Raw genomic sequence first — 17,865 nt, 5'->3', positions numbered from 1 at the left:
TGCCCATGCCGGTCCGTACTCAAGAAGCGCACCAGCCTGGCGGGGCGCTGCACGGGCACGTCGGGCGCCCGGTGGCCCGTCAACGGCGCATTTCGGCGCCGATGGCACCAAGGCAGTGCATCGCGGATCGCCCTTCGCCGCACGGCTTTGCCGCATTCTGGTGCCGCCGCCCCACTCGGGTGAACCCTGTATCCAGGCCGTTCACGGGGCATTAACATGCCGTGGAAACGTTTACACGACACCATTCCTCCGCAATTCCACGCTGCGCCCATGTCTGACGCCCTCGCCTTCCCGTCCTCTTTCCTGTGGGGTTGCGCCACGGCCGCCTACCAGGTCGAAGGCTCGCCGCTGGCCGACGGCGCCGGGCCCAGCATCTGGCACCGGTTCAGCCACACGCCCGGCATGGTGCGCGATGGCGACACCGGCGACGTCGCCTGCGACCAGTACCGCCGTTTCCGCGACGACGTGGCCCTGATGCGCAGCCTGGGCCTGCAGAGCTACCGCTTCAGCGTCTCGTGGTCGCGCATCTTTCCCGAGGGCCGGGGCCGGCTCAACGGCGCCGGGCTGGACCATTACGAGCGTCTGGTCGACGCCCTGCTGGCCGCCGGCATCCAGCCCAATGTCACCCTCTACCACTGGGACTTGCCGGCGGCGCTGAACGATCGCGGCGGCTGGCTCAACCCCGACATCGCCGAGTGGTTCGCCGACTACGCCCAGGCGGTCTTCCGCCGGCTCGACGACCGGGTGCCGCTGTGGGCCACGCTCAACGAGCCGTGGGTGGTCAGCGACGGCGGCTACCTGCGCGGCACGCTGGCGCCCGGCCACCGCAGCGCCTTCGAGGCTACGATCGCGTCGCACCAGCTGCTGCGCGCCCATGCCCGTGCGGTCCAGGCCTACCGCGCGCAGGGCCGCCACCAGATCGGCCTGGTGGTGAACCTGGAGCCCAAGACCCCCGCCAGCCAGGACCCGCGCGACCTCGCCGCCACCGCCCGTGCCGACGCCTACATGAACCGGCAGTACCTGGATCCGGTCTTCCTCGGCCGCTATCCCGACGAGTTGCGCGAGGTCTTCGGCGAGGCCTGGCAGGACTGGCCTCAGGCCGACCTGGACCTGATCCGCCAGCCGATCGATTTTCTCGGCATCAACTACTACACCCGCAGCGTCAACCGCGACGATCCGGCGGCCTGGCCGGTGCGGGCCAGCCCGGTGCCGCAGCGGGCCGTACTGCACACCGAGACCGGCTGGGAGGTCTACCCCCAAGGCCTGACCGACACGCTGCTGTGGGTGCGCCAACGCTATGGCGACATCCCGCTCTACATCACCGAGAACGGCTCGGCGTTCTTCGATCCCCCCAGCGTCGAAGGCGATCTGCTGCAAGACCCGCTGCGCGTCGCCACCTTGCACAAGCACCTGCGGGCGCTGCACGCCGCCCTGCGGCAAGGCGTCGACGTGCGCGGCTACTTCGCATGGTCGCTGCTGGACAACCTCGAATGGGCGCACGGGTACTCGAAGCGCTTCGGCCTGGTCCATGTCGACTTCGAGACCCAACGCCGCACCCTCAAGGCCAGCGCCCGGGCCTACGCCGAGGTGATCGCCCGCAACGCCTTGCCCGCTCCGGCGGCCGGGGCCTGAGCACCATGGCCGTCACGATCAAGGATGTGGCCCGCCTTGCCGGCGCGTCGGTGGCGACGGTCTCGCGTGCGCTCAACGGCAACGCCCGGGTCACCCCGGAGACCCGTGAGCGGGTGTTGAAGGTGGCGGCCGAACTGCGCTTCACGCCGTCGAGCGCCGCGCGCAGCCTGATCACCCGGCGCACCCACGCCGTCGGCGCGCTGCTGCCGGACCTGCACGGCGAGTATTTTTCCGAGCTCATCCGCGGCATCGACCTGGCCGCCCGGGCGCGCGGCCTGCACCTGCTGCTGTCGAGTTCGCACGGCAACGCGAGCGAGGCCGCCGCGGCACTGCGGGCGATGCACGGCCGGGTTGACGGCCTGCTGGTGATGTCCCCCCATGCCGATCCGGGCTTTCTCGGCGGCAACCTGCCGGCCGACCTCCCCGCCGTGCTGATGAATTCCGATCCGCAGGACTGCGCCCATGCCTGCTTCGGCGTGGACAACCGCGGCGGCGCCCGGGCGATGGTGGCCCACCTGGTCGCAAGCGGCCACCGCAGCATCGCCTTCATCGCCGGCCCCGAGCACAACTACGAGGCCCAGCAGCGCCTGGCGGGCTACCGCGAGGCGCTCGCCGAATGGCTGCCGGGCGCGCACGAACGGGTGCTGCAGGGCGACTTCACCGAAGCCTCCGGCTGGCACGCCGGCAACGCGCTGGCCGCGTTGCGGGATCGCCCCTCGGCGGTCTTCGCCGGCAACGACATGATGGCGCTGGGCTGCCTCGCGTCGCTGCAGCGGGCCGGCCTGTCGGTGCCCGCCGACATCGCGCTGGCCGGCTTCGACGACATCCCCATCGCCCGCTACGTCACCCCGGCGCTGACCACCGTCAAGGTGCCCATCGTCGAGCTCGGCGCCCTGGCGCTGGAAGAGTTGGCCTCGTCGATCGAGATGCCCGGGCACCCCGGCGCCCGGCAGCACACGCTGCGCGCCGAACTGGTCGTGCGCCAGTCGTGCCTCCTGCGCCCCATCGGCGAATCTGCCCCGACCTTGACGCCCCGCGCCGATCCGCCCCTCGGGCCGGCCGGCCGCTGAGCCCGCTTTTTCCTGCCACGAACCACAACGGAGACTCACATGACGCAGATGAGAAAAGGTTTTCACAGGCACGCCCTCGCCGCCGCCGTGGTGCTGGCCTGGGCCGCCGGCGCGGCCCAGGCCCAGGTCAGCACCGCCACCTTGCGCGGGCAGGTCACGGCGGGAACCATCGCGGCACGCCCTGGCCTGAGCGTGGTCGCGGTCAACAAGGACAACGGCAACACCTACCGCACCAACACGCTGGCCGACGGCAGCTACGTGCTGCCCGGCATGGCCCCGGGCCGCTACGAGATCCGCATCGGCGGCGGCCAGAGCGCCGAGATCATCACGCTGGAGGTCGGCCAGACCGCGTCGCTGGACCTGCGTCTGCCGGACAGCGGCACCCAGACCATCACCGTGATCGGCGCGTCCAGCCGCCAGGGCGTCAAGGACTCCCAGGTCGGCACGACGGTCTCGCGCAAGCTGATCGACACCTTGCCGCAGTCGACCCACAACTTCATGAGCTCGGCCGACCTGGCGCCGGGCGTGGCCTTCCAGACCGACGGCAACGGCAATGCCACCATCCAGTCGGGCGCGCAGAACTTCGACCACGTCAACGTCTTCATCGACGGCGTCGGCCAGAAGAACGACATCCTGCGCGGCGGCATGGTCGGCCAGGACAGCTCGCGCGGCAATCCGTTTCCGCAATCGGCGATCGCCGAGTACAAGGTGCTGACGCAGAACTACAAGGCCGAATTCGACCAGGTCAGCAGCGCCGCCATCACCGCCGTCACGCGCTCGGGCACCAACGAGTTGCATGGCGACGCCTACTTCGACCGCACCGGCACCGACTGGCGCGCGCTGACGCCGTTCGAGAAGCAGAACGAGGCGGCCACCGGTCTCAAGCTGCCCCCGTCCACCCAGGACGAGTTCGGCTTCGACCTCGGCGGCCCGATCAAGAAGGACCAGGTGCACTTCTTCTTCGCCTACGACGGCAAGAACATCAACGACTCGCGCATCGTCAGTCCGCAGCACCTGGCCGACCTGCCCAATGCCGGCATCGTGCCGACCCTGGTGGCCGACGCCGGCAGCACCATCAGCACCTTCCACGAGGACCTGCTGTTCGGCAAGGTCGACGCGCAGATCAACGACGAGAACAAGCTGACCCTGAGCGCCAAGCTGCGCCGCGAGAAGGACCACCTGCCCGAGAACAGCACCTTCAGCGCGCCGGGCAACGACAAGAGCCGCACCAACGACGAGACCTCGATCAACCTGCTGCACGAATGGTCGCGCGGCGACCTGCTCAGCGAGGCTCGCCTGGGCCACGAAGAATACGAGTGGAGTCCGCACTCCAGCGCCACCACGCCCTTCATCAAGTACCAGTATTCGAACGCCAACCCGCCCATGCTCACGGGGGCGGCCGACGTGATCTATGTCGGCGGCTCGCCGGATTCGCAGGACCGTGCGCAGAAGAGCAATTTCGTCTCCGAAGACCTGACCTGGACCGGCGCCAAAGGCCATGTGATCAAGGGCGGCGCCAAGTTCAACGCGATGAGCTACAGCCTGTCGGGCACCGCGTTCAGCGTCGACACCGTCACCACCGTGATCGACCCGACCACCGGCGACCCGTACTACGCCAACGGCCTGTGCACCGGCACCAACATCATCAACAACGGGCTGAACAGCGACCAGTGCAGCATCAGCAAGGCCATTCCGGGCAGCTCGGTGAAATTCAACAACAACCAGATCGGCCTGTACCTGCAGGACGACTGGTCGGTGAACAAGCAGCTCGAGCTGAACCTGGGCGTGCGCTGGGACTACGAGAGCAACATGCTGAACAACAGCTATGTCACGCCGGCCGACCGCGTGGCCGCGCTGACGGGCCTGGACACGCGCACCGGCTTCACCGACCACAACGGCGTGCCCATCGTCGTGCCGCCCGGCCAGACCTACGCACAGTCGCTGGCCAAGGGCGGCGTCAACATCGGCGACTACATCGCCGACGGCCACTCCCGCAAGCCCTACACCGGCGCCTTCGCGCCGCGCCTGGGAGCGTCCTATGACCTGAAGGGCGACAAGTCATCGGTGATCTACGGCGGCTGGGGTCGCTCCTACGACCGGCAGATGGCCAACAACACGCTGGACGAACTGCAGAAGAACAGCCAGCCCGGCGGCGAGATCTGGCTGATCAAGAACGACTTCAAGATGCCGTACGCCGACCAGTTCTCGATCGGCCTGCGCCAGGCCCTCGGCGCATGGAACGCCGACATCGCACTGAGCCAGATCCATGCGAAGAACCAGTTCACCTGGTTCAGCGGCAACCGCGATCCGAACGGCGGCTACGCCAACCAGAGCATCATCGACCCGCTGTGGGGCGGTCCGAACGGCTACGGCAGCCTGGTGCTGGGCGCCTTCGTCGACGAGACCAAGACCAACTCGGTCCTGGGCAAGCTGGAGAAACCCTACACCAAGGCCTCGGGCTACGGCGTGACCGTCGCCTACACCTACAGCGACGCCCAGACCACCAACAAGGAATGGGCGAACGACATCTTCGACTGGACCTATGGCAAACCCGGGCGTGCCGGCTGGAACCCCTCGAAGCTGGTCGACAAGAACCGCATCGTCGCCGCCGGCGTGGTGGACCTGCCCTGGGGCATGACCGTGGCGCCGAAGATGACCTGGGCCAGCGGCCTGCCGCGCCTGCTGACCGATTGCTCGGCCGGCTGGAACAACTGCGTCTACCGCGAGGGACAGGCGCCGAGCTTCCGGCAATTCGACATCAGCCTCAGCAAGGCGATCTCGGCCGGCCCGGGCAAGCTGACGCTGCGCATGGACGTGCTGAACCTGTTCAACACCTACAACTACGGCGGCTTCGACGACTGGGTCGGCTCGCCCCGCGCCGCCGGCGATCCGACCAACCGCCTGGGCGGCAACAACCCGAACCTCGATACGCCGAATGCCATTCGCGGCAACCCGCGTACCGTGCGCCTGGGCCTGGGCTACAGCTTCTGACCGAGCCGCGCCGCGGGCGGCGTCCGCGCGGACGCCGCCCGCGGGCACACTGGCGTGCAACCGGCGCTGCGCCATCGCGCCACCTCCTGTTCCGAGCTGAAGGCAGGTTCCGCTGCGAGCCGGCGCCTGCGCTCTTTCGTCGATGTCCTCTGCCGTTCGCATGAACTTGCCCGACCAGCCCCTCTCAGCGCCCCGTGCCGCACCCCACCTGCCCCGGCGGCGCTGGCTCGCCTCGATGGGCGGCCTGGCCGCCTCGATGGCGTTGGGAGCCTGCGCGACCCCCGCGGCGGACACGGCGTCGCCCTTCGGCGACCCCGAGGCCGCCCGACTCGGCGACGCGGCCTTGCTGGCCGACCTGCAGGCACGCACCTTCCGCTTCTTCTGGGACACCGCCCACCCGGCCAACGGCCTGGTGCCCGACCGCTGGCCGGCCCACCCGCGCCTGGCCAGCGTGGCCTCGGTCGGTTTCGCGCTGACCGCCTACGTGGCCGGCGTCGACGCCGGCTGGGTCGGCCGGGCCGAAGCGCGGACGCGGGTCCTGACCACCGTCCGCTTCTTCGCCGACGCGCCGCAAGGTCCGCAGGCCACGGGCGTAGCCGGCCACAACGGTTTCTTCTATCACTTCCTCGATCGGCAGACCGGGCAGCGCTTCGACGCTGGCGTGGAACTGTCGACCATCGACACCGCCCTGCTGCTGGCGGGACTGCTCTGCGCGCAGGCGTATTTCGACGGCGACGACCACGCCGAGCGCGAGATCCGCGACCGCGTCGACCAGATCCACGGCCGCGTGAACTGGCCGTGGATGCAGCAGCGCGGCGCGCTGATCAGCATGGGCTGGAATCCCGAGCACGGCTTTCGCGATTTCATCGACTACACCGGCTACGACGAGGCGATGCTGATGGTGCTGCTGGCGCTGGGATCGCCCACGCATCCGGCCCATCCTCAGGCCTGGGCCGACTTCACCCGCAGCTACGACCTCAGTTGGGGCCGCTACATGGGCCAGGAACACCTGGGCGGCGCGCCGCTGTTCTTTCATCAGTACTCGCAGGTGTGGGTGGACTTTCGCGGCATCCAGGACGCCTTCATGCGGTCCAAGGGGCTGGACTATTTCGAGAACAGCCGCCGCGCCACGCTGGCCCAGCAGGCCTACGCGATCCGCAACCCGATGGGCTGGAACGACTACGGCGCCACGGTCTGGGGCCTGACCGCCTGCGACGGACCGGGCATGATCGCCGGCCCCGACCACCTCGGACGCACGCGCCAGTACTGGGACTACCGCGCCCGCGGCGCCGGCCTGCGCCACACCGCCGACGACGGCACCATCGCACCGACCGCCGCGCTGTCGTCGCTGCCGTTCGCGCCCGAGATCGTGCTGCCCACGCTGCGCGCGCTGCGCGAGCGCTTCGGTGGCCTGATCTACGGCCGCTATGGCTTCGTCGACGCCTTCAACCCGAGCTTCCGCGCCGCCGGCGCCCGGCTCGGCAATGGCCGTTACGTCCCGGACTTCGGCTGGGTCGACACCGATGTCATCGGCATCGACCAGGGTCCGATCGTCGCGATGATCTCCAACCATCGCAACGGACTGATCTGGAACACGATGAAGCGCCAGCCGGCGCTGGTGCGCGGCCTCGAGCGGGCCGGCTTCCGCGGCGGCTGGTTGGGCTGAGAACCGGCACGATGACGGCAACGCCCATTCCTGCGCCCGACGCCGAGCGCCGCCGCTGGCTGGGTGCGACCGCGCTCGCCGGAGCCGCGGTGCTGACCGGCTGCGGCGTGCATGCCAGCGACCGGCGGCTGCGCTTCTGGGCGATGGGCCGCGAGGGCGAGGTGGCGCCGGCGCTGCTGGCCGGCTTCCGCGCCGAGCACCCCGAGATCGACCTGCACATCGAGCAGTTGCCATGGACGGCCGCCCACGAAAAGCTGCTGACCGCGTTTGCCGGCGACGCCACGCCCGACGTCGCCCAGATGGGCAACACCTGGCTGCCGGAAATGGCGGCGCTGGGAGCGCTGGAGCCGCTGGACGGCTGGTTGGAGCGCACACCCGCCCTGCAGGCCGGCGACCATTTCGCCGGCATCTGGCAGGCCAACCGCATCGATCATGTGATGCGCGGCCTGCCCTGGTACGTCGACACCCGGCTGCTGTTCTATCGCCGAGACCTGCTGGCCCGCGCCGGCTTTGCCCAGGTGCCGACGAACTGGGTCGGCTGGACCGCCGCGATGCGCGCGATGCAGACCGAGGTGCCGCACCCGATGCTGCTGCCGGTCAACGAATACGAGCCCTTGCTGGCGTTTGCGCTGCAGCAGGACGAGCCGCTGCTGCGCGACGGCGGGCGCTGGGGCCACTTCGCCGGCGCCGGCTTCCAGCGCGCGCTGCGCTTCTACATGGACTTGTTCGACCAGGGCCTGGCGCCGGACGTCACCAACAACCAGATCGCCAACCTGTGGCAGGAATTCGGCCGCGGCAGCTTCGCCTTCTACCTCTCCGGTCCCTGGAACATCGGTGAGTTCCGCAGCCGCCTGCCCGGCCAGCAGTCGCGCTGGACCACCGCCGCGCTGCCCGGGCCGGCCGGCCCGGGCGCCTCGATCGCCGGCGGCGCCAGCCTGGTGATGTTCCGCCGTTCGCGCCGCAAGCCCGAGGCCTGGGCGCTGATCGAGTACCTGAGCCGGCCGGCGGTGCAGCTGAAGTTCTTCCAGCTCACCGGCAACCTGCCGCCGCGCCGCGCCACCTGGGCCTTCGAGCCGCTGCGCAGCGACCCGCAGGTGCGCGCCTTCGCCGAGCAGCTCGAACGCGTGCGTCCCGCACCGGCGGTGCCCGAGTGGGAGCGCATCGCGCAGGAGATGCAGCTGTTCGCCGCCCGCGCCGTTCACGAGCACGCCGACCCGTTGCGGGTGGGCCAGGCGCTCGACGCGCGCGTCGACGACATCCTGGCCAAGCGGCGCTGGATGCTGGACCGCGCAGCCCGCTCAGGAGCCTCCGCATGAGCCGCCCCAGCCTGGCCGCCTGGGCCTTCGTGCTGCCCGCGGTGAGCGTGATCGGGTTGTTCTTCGGCGTGCCGGTCGTGGCCGGCCTGCTGCTGAGCCTGACCGACTTCGACCTCTATGCCCTGGCCGACCTGCACAATCTGCGCTTCGTCGGCCTGGCCAATTACGTCCACGTGCTGCAGATGCCGCTGTTCTGGAGGGCACTGGGCAACACGGCCTATTTCGTGGTGCTGGGCGTGCCGCTGTCGATCGGCCTGTCGCTGCTGAGCGCGGTGCTGCTGCAGTCCAGGCTGGCACGCTTCAAGCCGCTCTGGCGCACCGCGCTGTTCGCGCCGGTGGTGACCACGCTGGTGGCGGTGGCGGTGATCTGGCGCTACCTGTTCCATGTGCGCTACGGCTGGGTCAACCACCTGCTGGGCTTCGCCGGTCTGGGCCCGATCGACTGGCTGGGCGACCCGCGCTGGTCGATGCCCACCATCATCCTGTTCGCCGCCTGGAAGAACTTCGGCGGCAACATGATCATCTTCATCGCCGCCCTGCAGGCCATCCCCGAGGACCTGTACGAAGCCGCCCGCCTCGACGGCGCGCGGGCCTGGGCCCAATTCCGCCACGTCACGCTGCCGCTGCTCGCGCCGACCACGCTGATGGTCAGCATCCTCACCGTGGCCGGCTACTTCCAGCTCTTCGCCGAGCCCTATGTGATGACCCAGGGCGGCCCGCTGCAGAGCACGGTGAGCGTGCTCTACATGATGTACGAGGAGGGCTTCCGGTGGTGGAACCTGGGCCAGGCCTCGGCCGTGGCCGTGCTGCTGTTCCTGATCATCGTCGCCGTCACCCGCGTGCTGATGGCGCTGGCGCGCAAGGCAGGTGCCGCATGACGCACCCCTGGCGCACCTGGGGCCTCAACGCCGTGCTGGCGCTGGGGGCGCTGATCGCCGCCGCACCGCTGCTGTGGATGCTGTCGGTGTCGCTGATGCCCGCCGGGCAGGCCAGCACCTACCCGCCGCCGCTGTGGCCCAGCGCGCCGACGCTGGAGCATTACCGAACGCTGCTGTCGCAGGGCGGCATCGCGCGCCAGTTCGCCAACAGCCTCGGGCTGGCCTGCGCGGCCACGGCGATGTCGACCCTGCTCAACACGCTCGCAGGCTACGCCTTCGCCAAATTGCGCTTCGTCGGCCGCGAGCGCCTGTTCAACACGCTGATCGCGGCGCTGGTGATCCCCGGCCAGGTGGCGATGCTGCCGCTGTTCCTGATGCTCAAGCAGATGGGCCTGGTCAACACCTATGCCGGCGTGCTGGTGCCGTCGCTGGCCTCGATCTTCGGCATCTTCCTGGTGCGCCAGTACGCGCGCGGCATCCCGGACGAGTTGCTGGAGGCCGCGCGCATGGACGGCGCCGGCGAGTTCCGCATCTTCTTCGCGGTGGTGCTGCCGCTGCTCAAGCCGGTGCTGGTGACGCTGGCGGTGTTCGCCTTCCTGGGCAGCTGGAACGACTTCATGTGGCCGTTGATCGTGCTGACCGACGGCGACCTGCAGACCTTGCCCGTGGTGCTGTCCAGCCTCTCGCGCGAGCACGTGCAGGACAGCGAGTTGATGATGGCCGGCGCGGTGGTGACGATTCTTCCGGTGCTGCTGCTGTTCCTGACGCTGCAACGCCATTACATGCAGGGGTTGACGATGGGCGGGGTCAAGCAATGAACCGGTGTGGCCGCTTCGCCATCGGGATGCTGGGTTGCGCGCTGGCGCTGGCGGCCCGGGCCGGCAGCGTCTCGCACCGGCTGAACGACTTCCGCCACCCCGGCGCCTGGCGGGTCACGTCGTCCGACCAGGTGCGGGCCAGGCTGCGGCCGGGCGGCCCGCAAGGCGGCCTGTGCCTGGCCTACGACTTCGGCGCGGTCTCGGGCTATGCCGCGATGCGCAGGCCGCTGTCGATCGACCTTCCGGCGCACTACCGCTTCGACCTGCGGGTGCGTGGCAGCGGCGGCCCCAACGATGTCCAGATCAAGCTGATCGACGCCTCGGGCGACAACGTCTGGTGGTTCCTCCGGCCGAACCAGGTGATGCCGGCACGCTTGACCGACTGGTCGCTGCGCCAGCGCGACCTGTCGTTCGCCTGGGGCCCCAACCCGGACCAGGCGCTGCGCCATGTCGCCTCGATCGAGGTGGCCGTCGCGGCCGGCAAGGCCGGCGGCAAGGGCGAAGTCTGCCTGGCCGACGGCCGATGGCGTGCAACCGCAGCCCCTCCCGCGCACTGGCCCGAGCCGCGGGCGAGCGCACCGGCGCGGCAGGCCCCGTCGGGCGCCGATCTCGCGCTCGATGGCGACCTGGCCACCGCCTGGCGCACCGGCCCGGCGGCGAGCGCGTGGCAAGTGGACTACGGCGCGGTGCGCGAATTCAGCGGCCTGATGCTGCGCTGGCTGCCGGGCCGGCGTGCCGCCGACTATCGCGTCGACGCCTCCGACGACGCACGCCACTGGCGGCGGTTGCGCGCCGTGCATGGCGCCACCGGCGACGTCGACGCGCTGTGGCTGCCCGATGGCGAAGCGCGCTACCTGCGCCTGAGCCTGCCGCGCCGCCCGCACGGCGCCGCGCTGGCCGAATTCACCCGCATCGAACCCGGCGCCTGGAAGACGCGCAATGACCTGATCGCGGCGCTGGCGGCGCTCGCGCCGCCCGGCACCTATCCGCGCTCGGCGCTGGGCCAGCAGAACTACTGGACGCTGGTCGGGGTCGACGGTGGCGGCGCGCGCTCGGGCCTGATCTCGGAGGACGGCGCGGTCGAGGCCGGCGCCGACGGCTTCAGCGTCGAACCCTCGCTGCAGATCGCCGGTGGCCCGCTGCTGACCTGGGCCAACGTGCAGGTGCAGCACACGCTGCGCGACGGCTATCTGCCGATCCCGTCGGTGCAATGGCGGCACCCGCAGGCGCAGTTGCAGGTCGCCGCCGTCGCCGACGGCCCCCCCGACGCGCCGACACTGCATGTGCGCTACACCGTGCGGGCGCCCGCCGACCATGCGCTGCGGGGCCGCCTGATGCTGGGCGTGCGGCCCTGGCAGGTCAACCCGCCGCAGCAGTTCCTCAACACGCCGGGCGGCGTCAGCCTGATCCACCGGCTGGCCTGGCAGGACCCCCTGCTGCAGGTCAACGGTCACCGTGCGCTGCGCAGCGAGCAGACGCCAGACCAGATCGACCTGCGCCCCTTTGATGCGGGGCTGGCCCAGGCCTCGGGCGGGGGCGGCCGCCACCCGGCGACCGTCGACGATCCGCAAGCTCTGGCCTCGGCCGCGCTCGCGTATGGCCTGGACCTGCCGGCAGGGGGAACGCGGCGCATCGACATCGAGTTGCCGTTGTCGAACGCCGCCGGCGCAGCGCTTGCCGCGCGCGCGCCGGGCGCCGCGGCGCCCGAAGCGGACGACGCCGCCGTCTTCGACGCCGTGGCCGAGCGCTGGCGGGCCCGGCTCAACCGCGTGCGGCTGACGCTGCCCGCCGACGCCCCGCCGGTGGCCGACACGCTGCGCAGCGCGCTGGCGCAGATCCTGATGTCGCGCGACGGTCCCGCGCTGCAGCCCGGCACGCGCAGCTATGCGCGCAGCTGGATCCGCGACGGCGCGATGATGGTCGAGGGCCTGTTGCGGATGGGCGAAGTCGATGCCGCCGACGCCTTCGTCGACTGGTACGGCGCGCATCTGTTCGCCAGCGGCAAGGTGCCCTGCTGCGTCGACCACCGCGGCGCCGACCCGGTGCCCGAGAACGACAGCAGCGGCGAGTTCATCCATGCCGTCGCGCTGTTGTGGCGGCACACCGGCGATCGCGCCGCCCTGGCCCGCCGCGAGCCGCAGGTATGGGCGGCCGTGCGCTACATGGAGCAGATGCGCCAGAGCGAGCGCAGCGACGCCAACCGCCAGCCCGGCCGCGCGGCCTTCTTCGGCCTGATGCCGGCGTCGATCAGCCACGAAGGCTATTCGGCCCGGCCGATGCACTCGTACTGGGACGATTTCTGGGCCTTGCGGGGCTACCGCGACGCTGCCGAGCTGGTCCGCGCCGACGGCCATGCCGCCGACGCCGATCAGGTCGCGCGCTGGCGCGATGAATTCCAGGTGGAGCTGAAGGCGTCGATCGCCGCCGCGATGGCAGCGCACCGGATCGACTACGTCCCCGGGGCGGCCGAGCTGGGCGATTTCGACGCCACCTCGACCACCGTCGCGCTGAGCCCGGCGCAGGCCGATGACATCCTGCCCCCCGCCTGGCTGCAGGCCACCTTCGAGCGCTATTGGCAGCAGGCCGAAGCCCGCCGCAGCGGCCGGCGCGCCTGGACCGATTACACGCCCTACGAACTGCGCACCGTCGGCTCGCTGCTGCGCCTGGGCCACCCCGAGCGCGCCTGGACGATGCTGGAATTCTTCTTTCGCGACCAGCGCCCGACCGGCTGGAATCAATGGGCCGAGGTGGTGATGCACGACCCGCGCGAGCGCCACTTTCTCGGCGACATGCCGCACGCCTGGATCAGCTCCGACTTCCTGCGCAGCGCGCTCGACCTGTTCGCCTACGAGCGCGAGCGGGACCACACCCTGGTGCTGGGCGCCGGCCTGCGCGGCCGCTGGCTGCGTGCGCGCCAGCCGTTCGGAATCGCTGGGCTGGACACCCGCCACGGCACGCTGGGCTATGCGCTGCGCCCGGATGGCGAGGGCTGGCGCTTGACGCTGGCGCCCGGGTTGCGGCTCCCCTCCGGCGGCCTGCGTCTGGTCTGGCCCGCCGATCTGCCGCAGCCGATCGCCCGCGACGAGGTCGGCCAGCGCCTGCTCTGGCAGGGACGCGAGCTGGTGCTGCCGGCCGGCGTGCTCGACGTCCGCCTGATCGACCCGGCACCACCGACGCCGCCGGCCTCCGGCGCCGCGGCGGACGCGGCATCCCCTCCCGATCCCCACCACCTGCCATGACCACCACGCCTCACCTCCTGCGCCGCCGCCGGTGGCTCGCCCTCCTGCCCGCGCTGCTGTCCGGTTGCGCCCACCCACCCCCCACCATGACCCTCGCCTCCCTGCCCCCGGCCGGCCTGTCGGCCCACCGCCAGACCCTCACGTTCACCGCGCAGGCCACGCTGCGCTACTGGGTTCAGATGCCGCGCGCCGCTTCCGCCGAGCCGAACCGGCGCTGGCCGTTGATGGTGTTCTTGCACGGTTCCGGCGAGCGCGGCAAGGACCTGGACCAGGTCCGCGCGCACGGCCCCTGGCACTGGCTGGACGCCCAGCCCGACCTGCCGTTCATCGTCGTCGCGCCCCAGGTCGATCTGGGCGGGGCCTGGGACCCGCACCTGCTGCATGCGCTGTTGCAGTCGCTGGAGCAAACGCTGCCGGTGGACCCGGACCGCGTCGTCGCGACCGGGTTGTCGATGGGTGGCTACGGCACCTGGGCCTGGGCCATCGAGTACCCGCACGACCTGGCCGCCATCGCGCCGGTCTGCGGCATCGGCGACGAAGACCGGGTCGAGCGCATCCGCGACCTGCCGGTGTGGGCCTTCCACGGCGGCGCCGACACCGTCGTGCCGGTTGAGCTGGACCGCCGCACCATCGCCACGCTACGGGCCGCCGGCGGCCACCCCCGCTGGACCGAATACCCGGGCGTCGGCCACGACGCCTGGACGGCCGCCTACGCCGACCCCGCGCTCTACGCCTGGCTGCTGGCGCAGCGCCGGCCCGCAGGCAACCGCTGATCCGCCATCCCCTGGGCTGCGCGACCCGCGAGCCCCCTTTCTTCATCGCCATGACCGCTGTCTCCGCCCCTTCCACGTCCGACGACCTGCACCTGACCAGCCCCTCGGGCCTGCGCTGCCGTCTCACCCGCCACGGCAGCCTGCGGCAACTGGCCTGGCACGGCCTGAACATCAACCTGTTCGCCGCCAACACGCTGGAAGGCGGCATCGACACCCTGGTGCTGCGCCGCCTGGGCCGCGACGGGGGCTGGGTGCCGCTGCTGGGGCCACGCAGCCCATCGCAGATCCGGCGCACGCCGCTGGGCATGGTCGCGCAGGGCCGCTGGGGTGCGCTGCGCTACACGCTGCAGCTGCTGCTGTCGGCCCAGGCGCCGGCCTGGTTCTGGCACCTGGACCTGGACAACGACGGCGACCAGTCCTGCGAGGTCGATCTGCTGCACGCGCAGGACCTCGCCCTGGCGCCCTGGGCCGCGCTGCGCACCAACGAGTACTACGTCAGCCACTACCTCGACCACACCCCGCTGGCGCATCCGCGCCACGGCACGGTGCTGGCGACGCGGCAGAACCTGGCGGTGGACGGCCGGCACCCCTGGCTGCTGAGCGGCTCGCTGCGGCGCTGTGTGGCCTGGGCCACCGACGGCCTGCAGTGGCACGGCCTGGGCACCCGCGCCGATGCCGCGCTGCAGGCCGCCACGCTGGGCCTGCCCGGCCGCCGGCTGCAGCACGAACACGCGCTGGCCGCGCTGCAGGACGAGCCGCTGACCCTGCCCGCACGCGCCCATGCGCAACTGGGCTTCTATGGCTTGCTGGTGGCCGACCATCCCGAGGCCAGCGGCCCGGCCGACCTGCGCTGGGTCGAGCAGGCGCTGGCCCTGCCCGAGGCCACCTGCCCGCCGCCGGTGCCGGACGACGCCCCGGCACGGCCGCGCGAAGCCGCCAGCCTGTTCGCGACCGCGCCCCGCCTGTCGGTGCCGCCGCTGGACGACGCCGATCTGGCGGCCTGGTTCGGCCCGCTGCGCGAGCAGCCCGAGCACGACATCGATGGCCGACTGCTGTCCTTCTTCCAAGGCAGCCGGCACGTCGTGCTGCGCGCCAAGGAATTGCAGGTGCTGCGCCCGCACGGCCACCTGCTGCGCACCGGCACCCACCTGACGCCGGACGAAACCGCGCTCACCTCCACCTGCTGGATGGGCGGCGTCTTCCATTCGATGGTCACCCAGGGTCATGTCGGCATCAACCGCTTCCTCGGCACCGTGCGGGGCTACCTGGGCCAGTTCCGCTCGCAGGGCCTGCGCGTGTTCGTCGAACTCGACGGCCGATGGCAGCTGCTGGACCAGCCCGCCGCCTTCGCGATGGAACCGGATCGCGCGCACTGGTACTACCCGCATGCCGGCGGGCTGATCGAGGTCTGCGCCCTGGCCCGCTCGGATCCGCACCGCCTGGAACTGGCGATCCACGTTCGGCGCGGCGCCCCGCTGCGCTGCCTGTTCAGCCTGCAGATCGCGCTCGACGGCGACGATGGCCTCGACGCCGGCCCGCCGCGCTGGCAGCGCGAGGGCCAGGCCGTGCGGGTGAGGCCGGCGCCGGAAAGCACGCTCGGCCAGCGCTTCCCGCGTGGCGCCTTCCGCCTGGACGCGACGGCCGGCCTGCAGCTCGACGAGGTGGGCGGCGATGGGCTGCTCTACCCGGATGGCAGGTCGCGCGGCGAGGCCTGGCTGTGCCTGCGCAGCGCGCCCTTGACCGAAGGCCGGCTCGACGTGGTCGGCGAGCTGGTGGACGAGGCCGCCCCCGAACGACCGCCGGGCGCGATGCCGCCCGCCGTCGCCGCATCGCCCTGGCAGGCACTGACCCCGCCGGCCGATCCGGAGGCCGCCGCGCAGCTGCGGCAACTGGCCAGCATCCTGCCCTGGTTCCAGCACAACGCGCTGGTGCACTACCTGGCGCCGCGCGGCCTGGAACAATTCTCGGGCGGAGGCTGGGGCACGCGCGATGTCTGCCAGGGGCCGGTCGAGCTGCTGCTGGCGCTGGGCCGGCCGGCGCCGATCCGCGACCTGCTGTGCCGGGTCTTCGCTGCACAAGGCCGCAGCGGCGACTGGCCGCAATGGTTCATGTTCTTCGAGCGCGAGCGGACGCTGCGGGCGGGTGACTCGCACGGCGACATCGTCTACTGGCCGCTGCTGGCGCTGGGCCAGTACCTGCTGGCCACCGGCGACGGCGCGCTGCTCGACGAGCCGCTGCCCTACTTCGAACCCGGCGCCGCCGAACCGCTGTGGCAGCACGCCCAGCGCGCGCTGTGCCTGGCCGACGAGCGCACCATCGCCGGCACCGCGCTGGCCGCCTACGGCCACGGCGACTGGAACGACGCGCTGCAGCCGGCCGACCCGGCGCTGCGCGAACGCCTGTGCAGCAGCTGGACCGTGACCCTGCACCATCAGGTGCTGACCACGCTGGCGCGGGCGCTGCGCGCGGTCGGGCGAGACGTCGCGACGGCCGATGCGCTGGACGCACAGGCGCAACGTGTCCACGACGATTTCCACCGGCTGCTGGTGGTGGACGGCGAGATCGCCGGCTATGCGCTGTTCCAGCCCGAAGGCACGGTGCAGCCGCTGCTGCATCCGCAGGATCGAGCGACCGGCGTCCACCACAGCCTGCTGCCGATGATGCATGCCCTGCTCAACGACTTGCTGAGCCCCGAGCAGGCGCGCCATCACGTGGCGCTGATCCGGCGCCACCTCAGCGGCCCGGACGGCGCGCGGCTGTTCGACCGGCCGATGGACTACCGCGGCGGTCCGCAGACCTGGTTCCAGCGCGCCGAGAGCAGCAGCTACTTCGGCCGGGAAATCGGCCTGATGTACACCCACGCCCATCTGCGCTGGGCCGAGGCGCTGGCCCATCTGGGGGAGGCCGAGGCCTTTGCGCAGGCTCTGGGCCTGGCCCATCCGGTGGGGCTGCACGAACGCTCGCCGAGCAGCGCGCGTCGCCAAGCCAACTGCTATTACTCCAGCTCCGACGCGGCCTTCGCCGACCGCTACGAGGCGGCCCGGCACTACGGCCGCATCGGCCAGGGCGCGGTGACCCTGGAGGGCGGCTGGCGGATCTACTCGAGCGGCGCCGGCATCGGTCTCGGGCTGGTGATGCGGCATCTGCTGGGCCTGCGCAGCGAGGCCGGCGCGATGGTGCTGGACCCGGTCATGCCGGCCTCGATGGACGGGCTGGCCCTGGACGTGACCCTGGGCGACCAGCGCCTGGCGCTGAGCTACCGGGTCGGACCGCGCGGACACGGCGTCAGCCGCATCGTGCTCAACGACGTCGAACTGCCCTTCACCCGCCGGGCCCATCGCTACCGGCTCGGCGCGGCCGTGGTGGCGCGCGACGATTGGCAGGCGGCGCTGGCCCGGAGCGACCGCACGGCCCCGGCCCGCCTGGCGTTGACGCTCGGCCAGCACTGAGGCGCTGGACAGCCGGGTCGCCGGCGCCTGCGG

General features: G+C 71.4%; 10 protein-coding genes. All 10 read left to right on the top strand.

Annotated features, from left to right (window positions below; translation table 11 throughout):
• Positions 1-270 precede the first annotated feature (270 nt).
• On the top strand, positions 271-1,632 hold the full coding sequence (locus tag AC0N04_RS09530) for a GH1 family beta-glucosidase (protein ID WP_474280931.1): 1,362 nt from the start codon (positions 271-273) through the stop codon (positions 1,630-1,632).
• 5 nt (positions 1,633-1,637) lie between these two features.
• A complete protein-coding gene (locus tag AC0N04_RS09525) occupies positions 1,638-2,702 on the top strand; it encodes a LacI family DNA-binding transcriptional regulator (protein ID WP_474280929.1) in 1,065 nt (354 codons plus the stop codon).
• Between the two features lie 39 nt (positions 2,703-2,741).
• The gene (locus AC0N04_RS09520) at positions 2,742-5,693 is read left to right on the top strand and encodes a TonB-dependent receptor (RefSeq protein WP_474280927.1); all 2,952 of its coding nucleotides are present in this window, start codon (positions 2,742-2,744) and stop codon (positions 5,691-5,693) included.
• A 142-nt stretch (positions 5,694-5,835) separates the two neighbouring features.
• Positions 5,836-7,359, top strand: coding sequence for a glucoamylase family protein (locus tag AC0N04_RS09515; protein ID WP_474280924.1), 1,524 nt, complete (start codon positions 5,836-5,838; stop codon positions 7,357-7,359).
• A gap of 11 nt (positions 7,360-7,370) precedes the next feature.
• A complete protein-coding gene (locus tag AC0N04_RS09510; protein WP_474280921.1) occupies positions 7,371-8,675 on the top strand; it encodes an extracellular solute-binding protein in 1,305 nt (434 codons plus the stop codon).
• Entirely contained in the window at positions 8,672-9,553 is an 882-nt protein-coding gene (locus tag AC0N04_RS09505; protein WP_474280918.1) for a carbohydrate ABC transporter permease, read from the top strand. Before AC0N04_RS09510 ends, AC0N04_RS09505 begins: the two co-directional genes overlap by 4 nt.
• On the top strand, positions 9,550-10,371 hold the full coding sequence (locus tag AC0N04_RS09500; protein ID WP_474280916.1) for a carbohydrate ABC transporter permease: 822 nt from the start codon (positions 9,550-9,552) through the stop codon (positions 10,369-10,371). Before AC0N04_RS09505 ends, AC0N04_RS09500 begins: the two co-directional genes overlap by 4 nt.
• Positions 10,368-13,610 (top strand): discoidin domain-containing protein, encoded by a 3,243-nt coding sequence (locus AC0N04_RS09495; RefSeq protein WP_474280914.1) that lies wholly within the window; start codon positions 10,368-10,370, stop codon positions 13,608-13,610. The genes AC0N04_RS09500 and AC0N04_RS09495 overlap by 4 nt, the downstream gene beginning before the upstream one ends.
• Before the next feature lie 86 nt (positions 13,611-13,696).
• A complete protein-coding gene (locus tag AC0N04_RS09490; RefSeq protein WP_474280911.1) occupies positions 13,697-14,383 on the top strand; it encodes a carboxylesterase family protein in 687 nt (228 codons plus the stop codon).
• A 50-nt stretch (positions 14,384-14,433) separates the two neighbouring features.
• The gene (locus tag AC0N04_RS09485) at positions 14,434-17,832 is read left to right on the top strand and encodes a GH36-type glycosyl hydrolase domain-containing protein (protein ID WP_474280908.1); all 3,399 of its coding nucleotides are present in this window, start codon (positions 14,434-14,436) and stop codon (positions 17,830-17,832) included.
• Positions 17,833-17,865 lie beyond the last annotated feature (33 nt).

This window comes from Ideonella sp. sgz306126, from assembly GCF_056032705.1.
This window is presented reverse-complemented; position numbering and strand designations above follow the sequence as displayed.

What these genes read in the sequence shown, in the direction of transcription:
- AC0N04_RS09515 (WP_474280924.1), top strand. Translation starts at nt 5,836, where the DNA reads ATGTCCTCTGCCGTTCGCATGAACTTGCCCGACCAGCCCCTCTCAGCG.
- AC0N04_RS09505 (WP_474280918.1), top strand. Translation starts at nt 8,672, where the DNA reads ATGAGCCGCCCCAGCCTGGCCGCCTGGGCCTTCGTGCTGCCCGCGGTG.
- AC0N04_RS09490 (WP_474280911.1), top strand. Translation starts at nt 13,697, where the DNA reads ATGACCCTCGCCTCCCTGCCCCCGGCCGGCCTGTCGGCCCACCGCCAG.
- AC0N04_RS09520 (WP_474280927.1), top strand. Translation starts at nt 2,742, where the DNA reads ATGACGCAGATGAGAAAAGGTTTTCACAGGCACGCCCTCGCCGCCGCC.
- AC0N04_RS09530 (WP_474280931.1), top strand. Translation starts at nt 271, where the DNA reads ATGTCTGACGCCCTCGCCTTCCCGTCCTCTTTCCTGTGGGGTTGCGCC.
- AC0N04_RS09485 (WP_474280908.1), top strand. Translation starts at nt 14,434, where the DNA reads ATGACCGCTGTCTCCGCCCCTTCCACGTCCGACGACCTGCACCTGACC.
- AC0N04_RS09510 (WP_474280921.1), top strand. Translation starts at nt 7,371, where the DNA reads ATGACGGCAACGCCCATTCCTGCGCCCGACGCCGAGCGCCGCCGCTGG.
- AC0N04_RS09495 (WP_474280914.1), top strand. Translation starts at nt 10,368, where the DNA reads ATGAACCGGTGTGGCCGCTTCGCCATCGGGATGCTGGGTTGCGCGCTG.
- AC0N04_RS09525 (WP_474280929.1), top strand. Translation starts at nt 1,638, where the DNA reads ATGGCCGTCACGATCAAGGATGTGGCCCGCCTTGCCGGCGCGTCGGTG.
- AC0N04_RS09500 (WP_474280916.1), top strand. Translation starts at nt 9,550, where the DNA reads ATGACGCACCCCTGGCGCACCTGGGGCCTCAACGCCGTGCTGGCGCTG.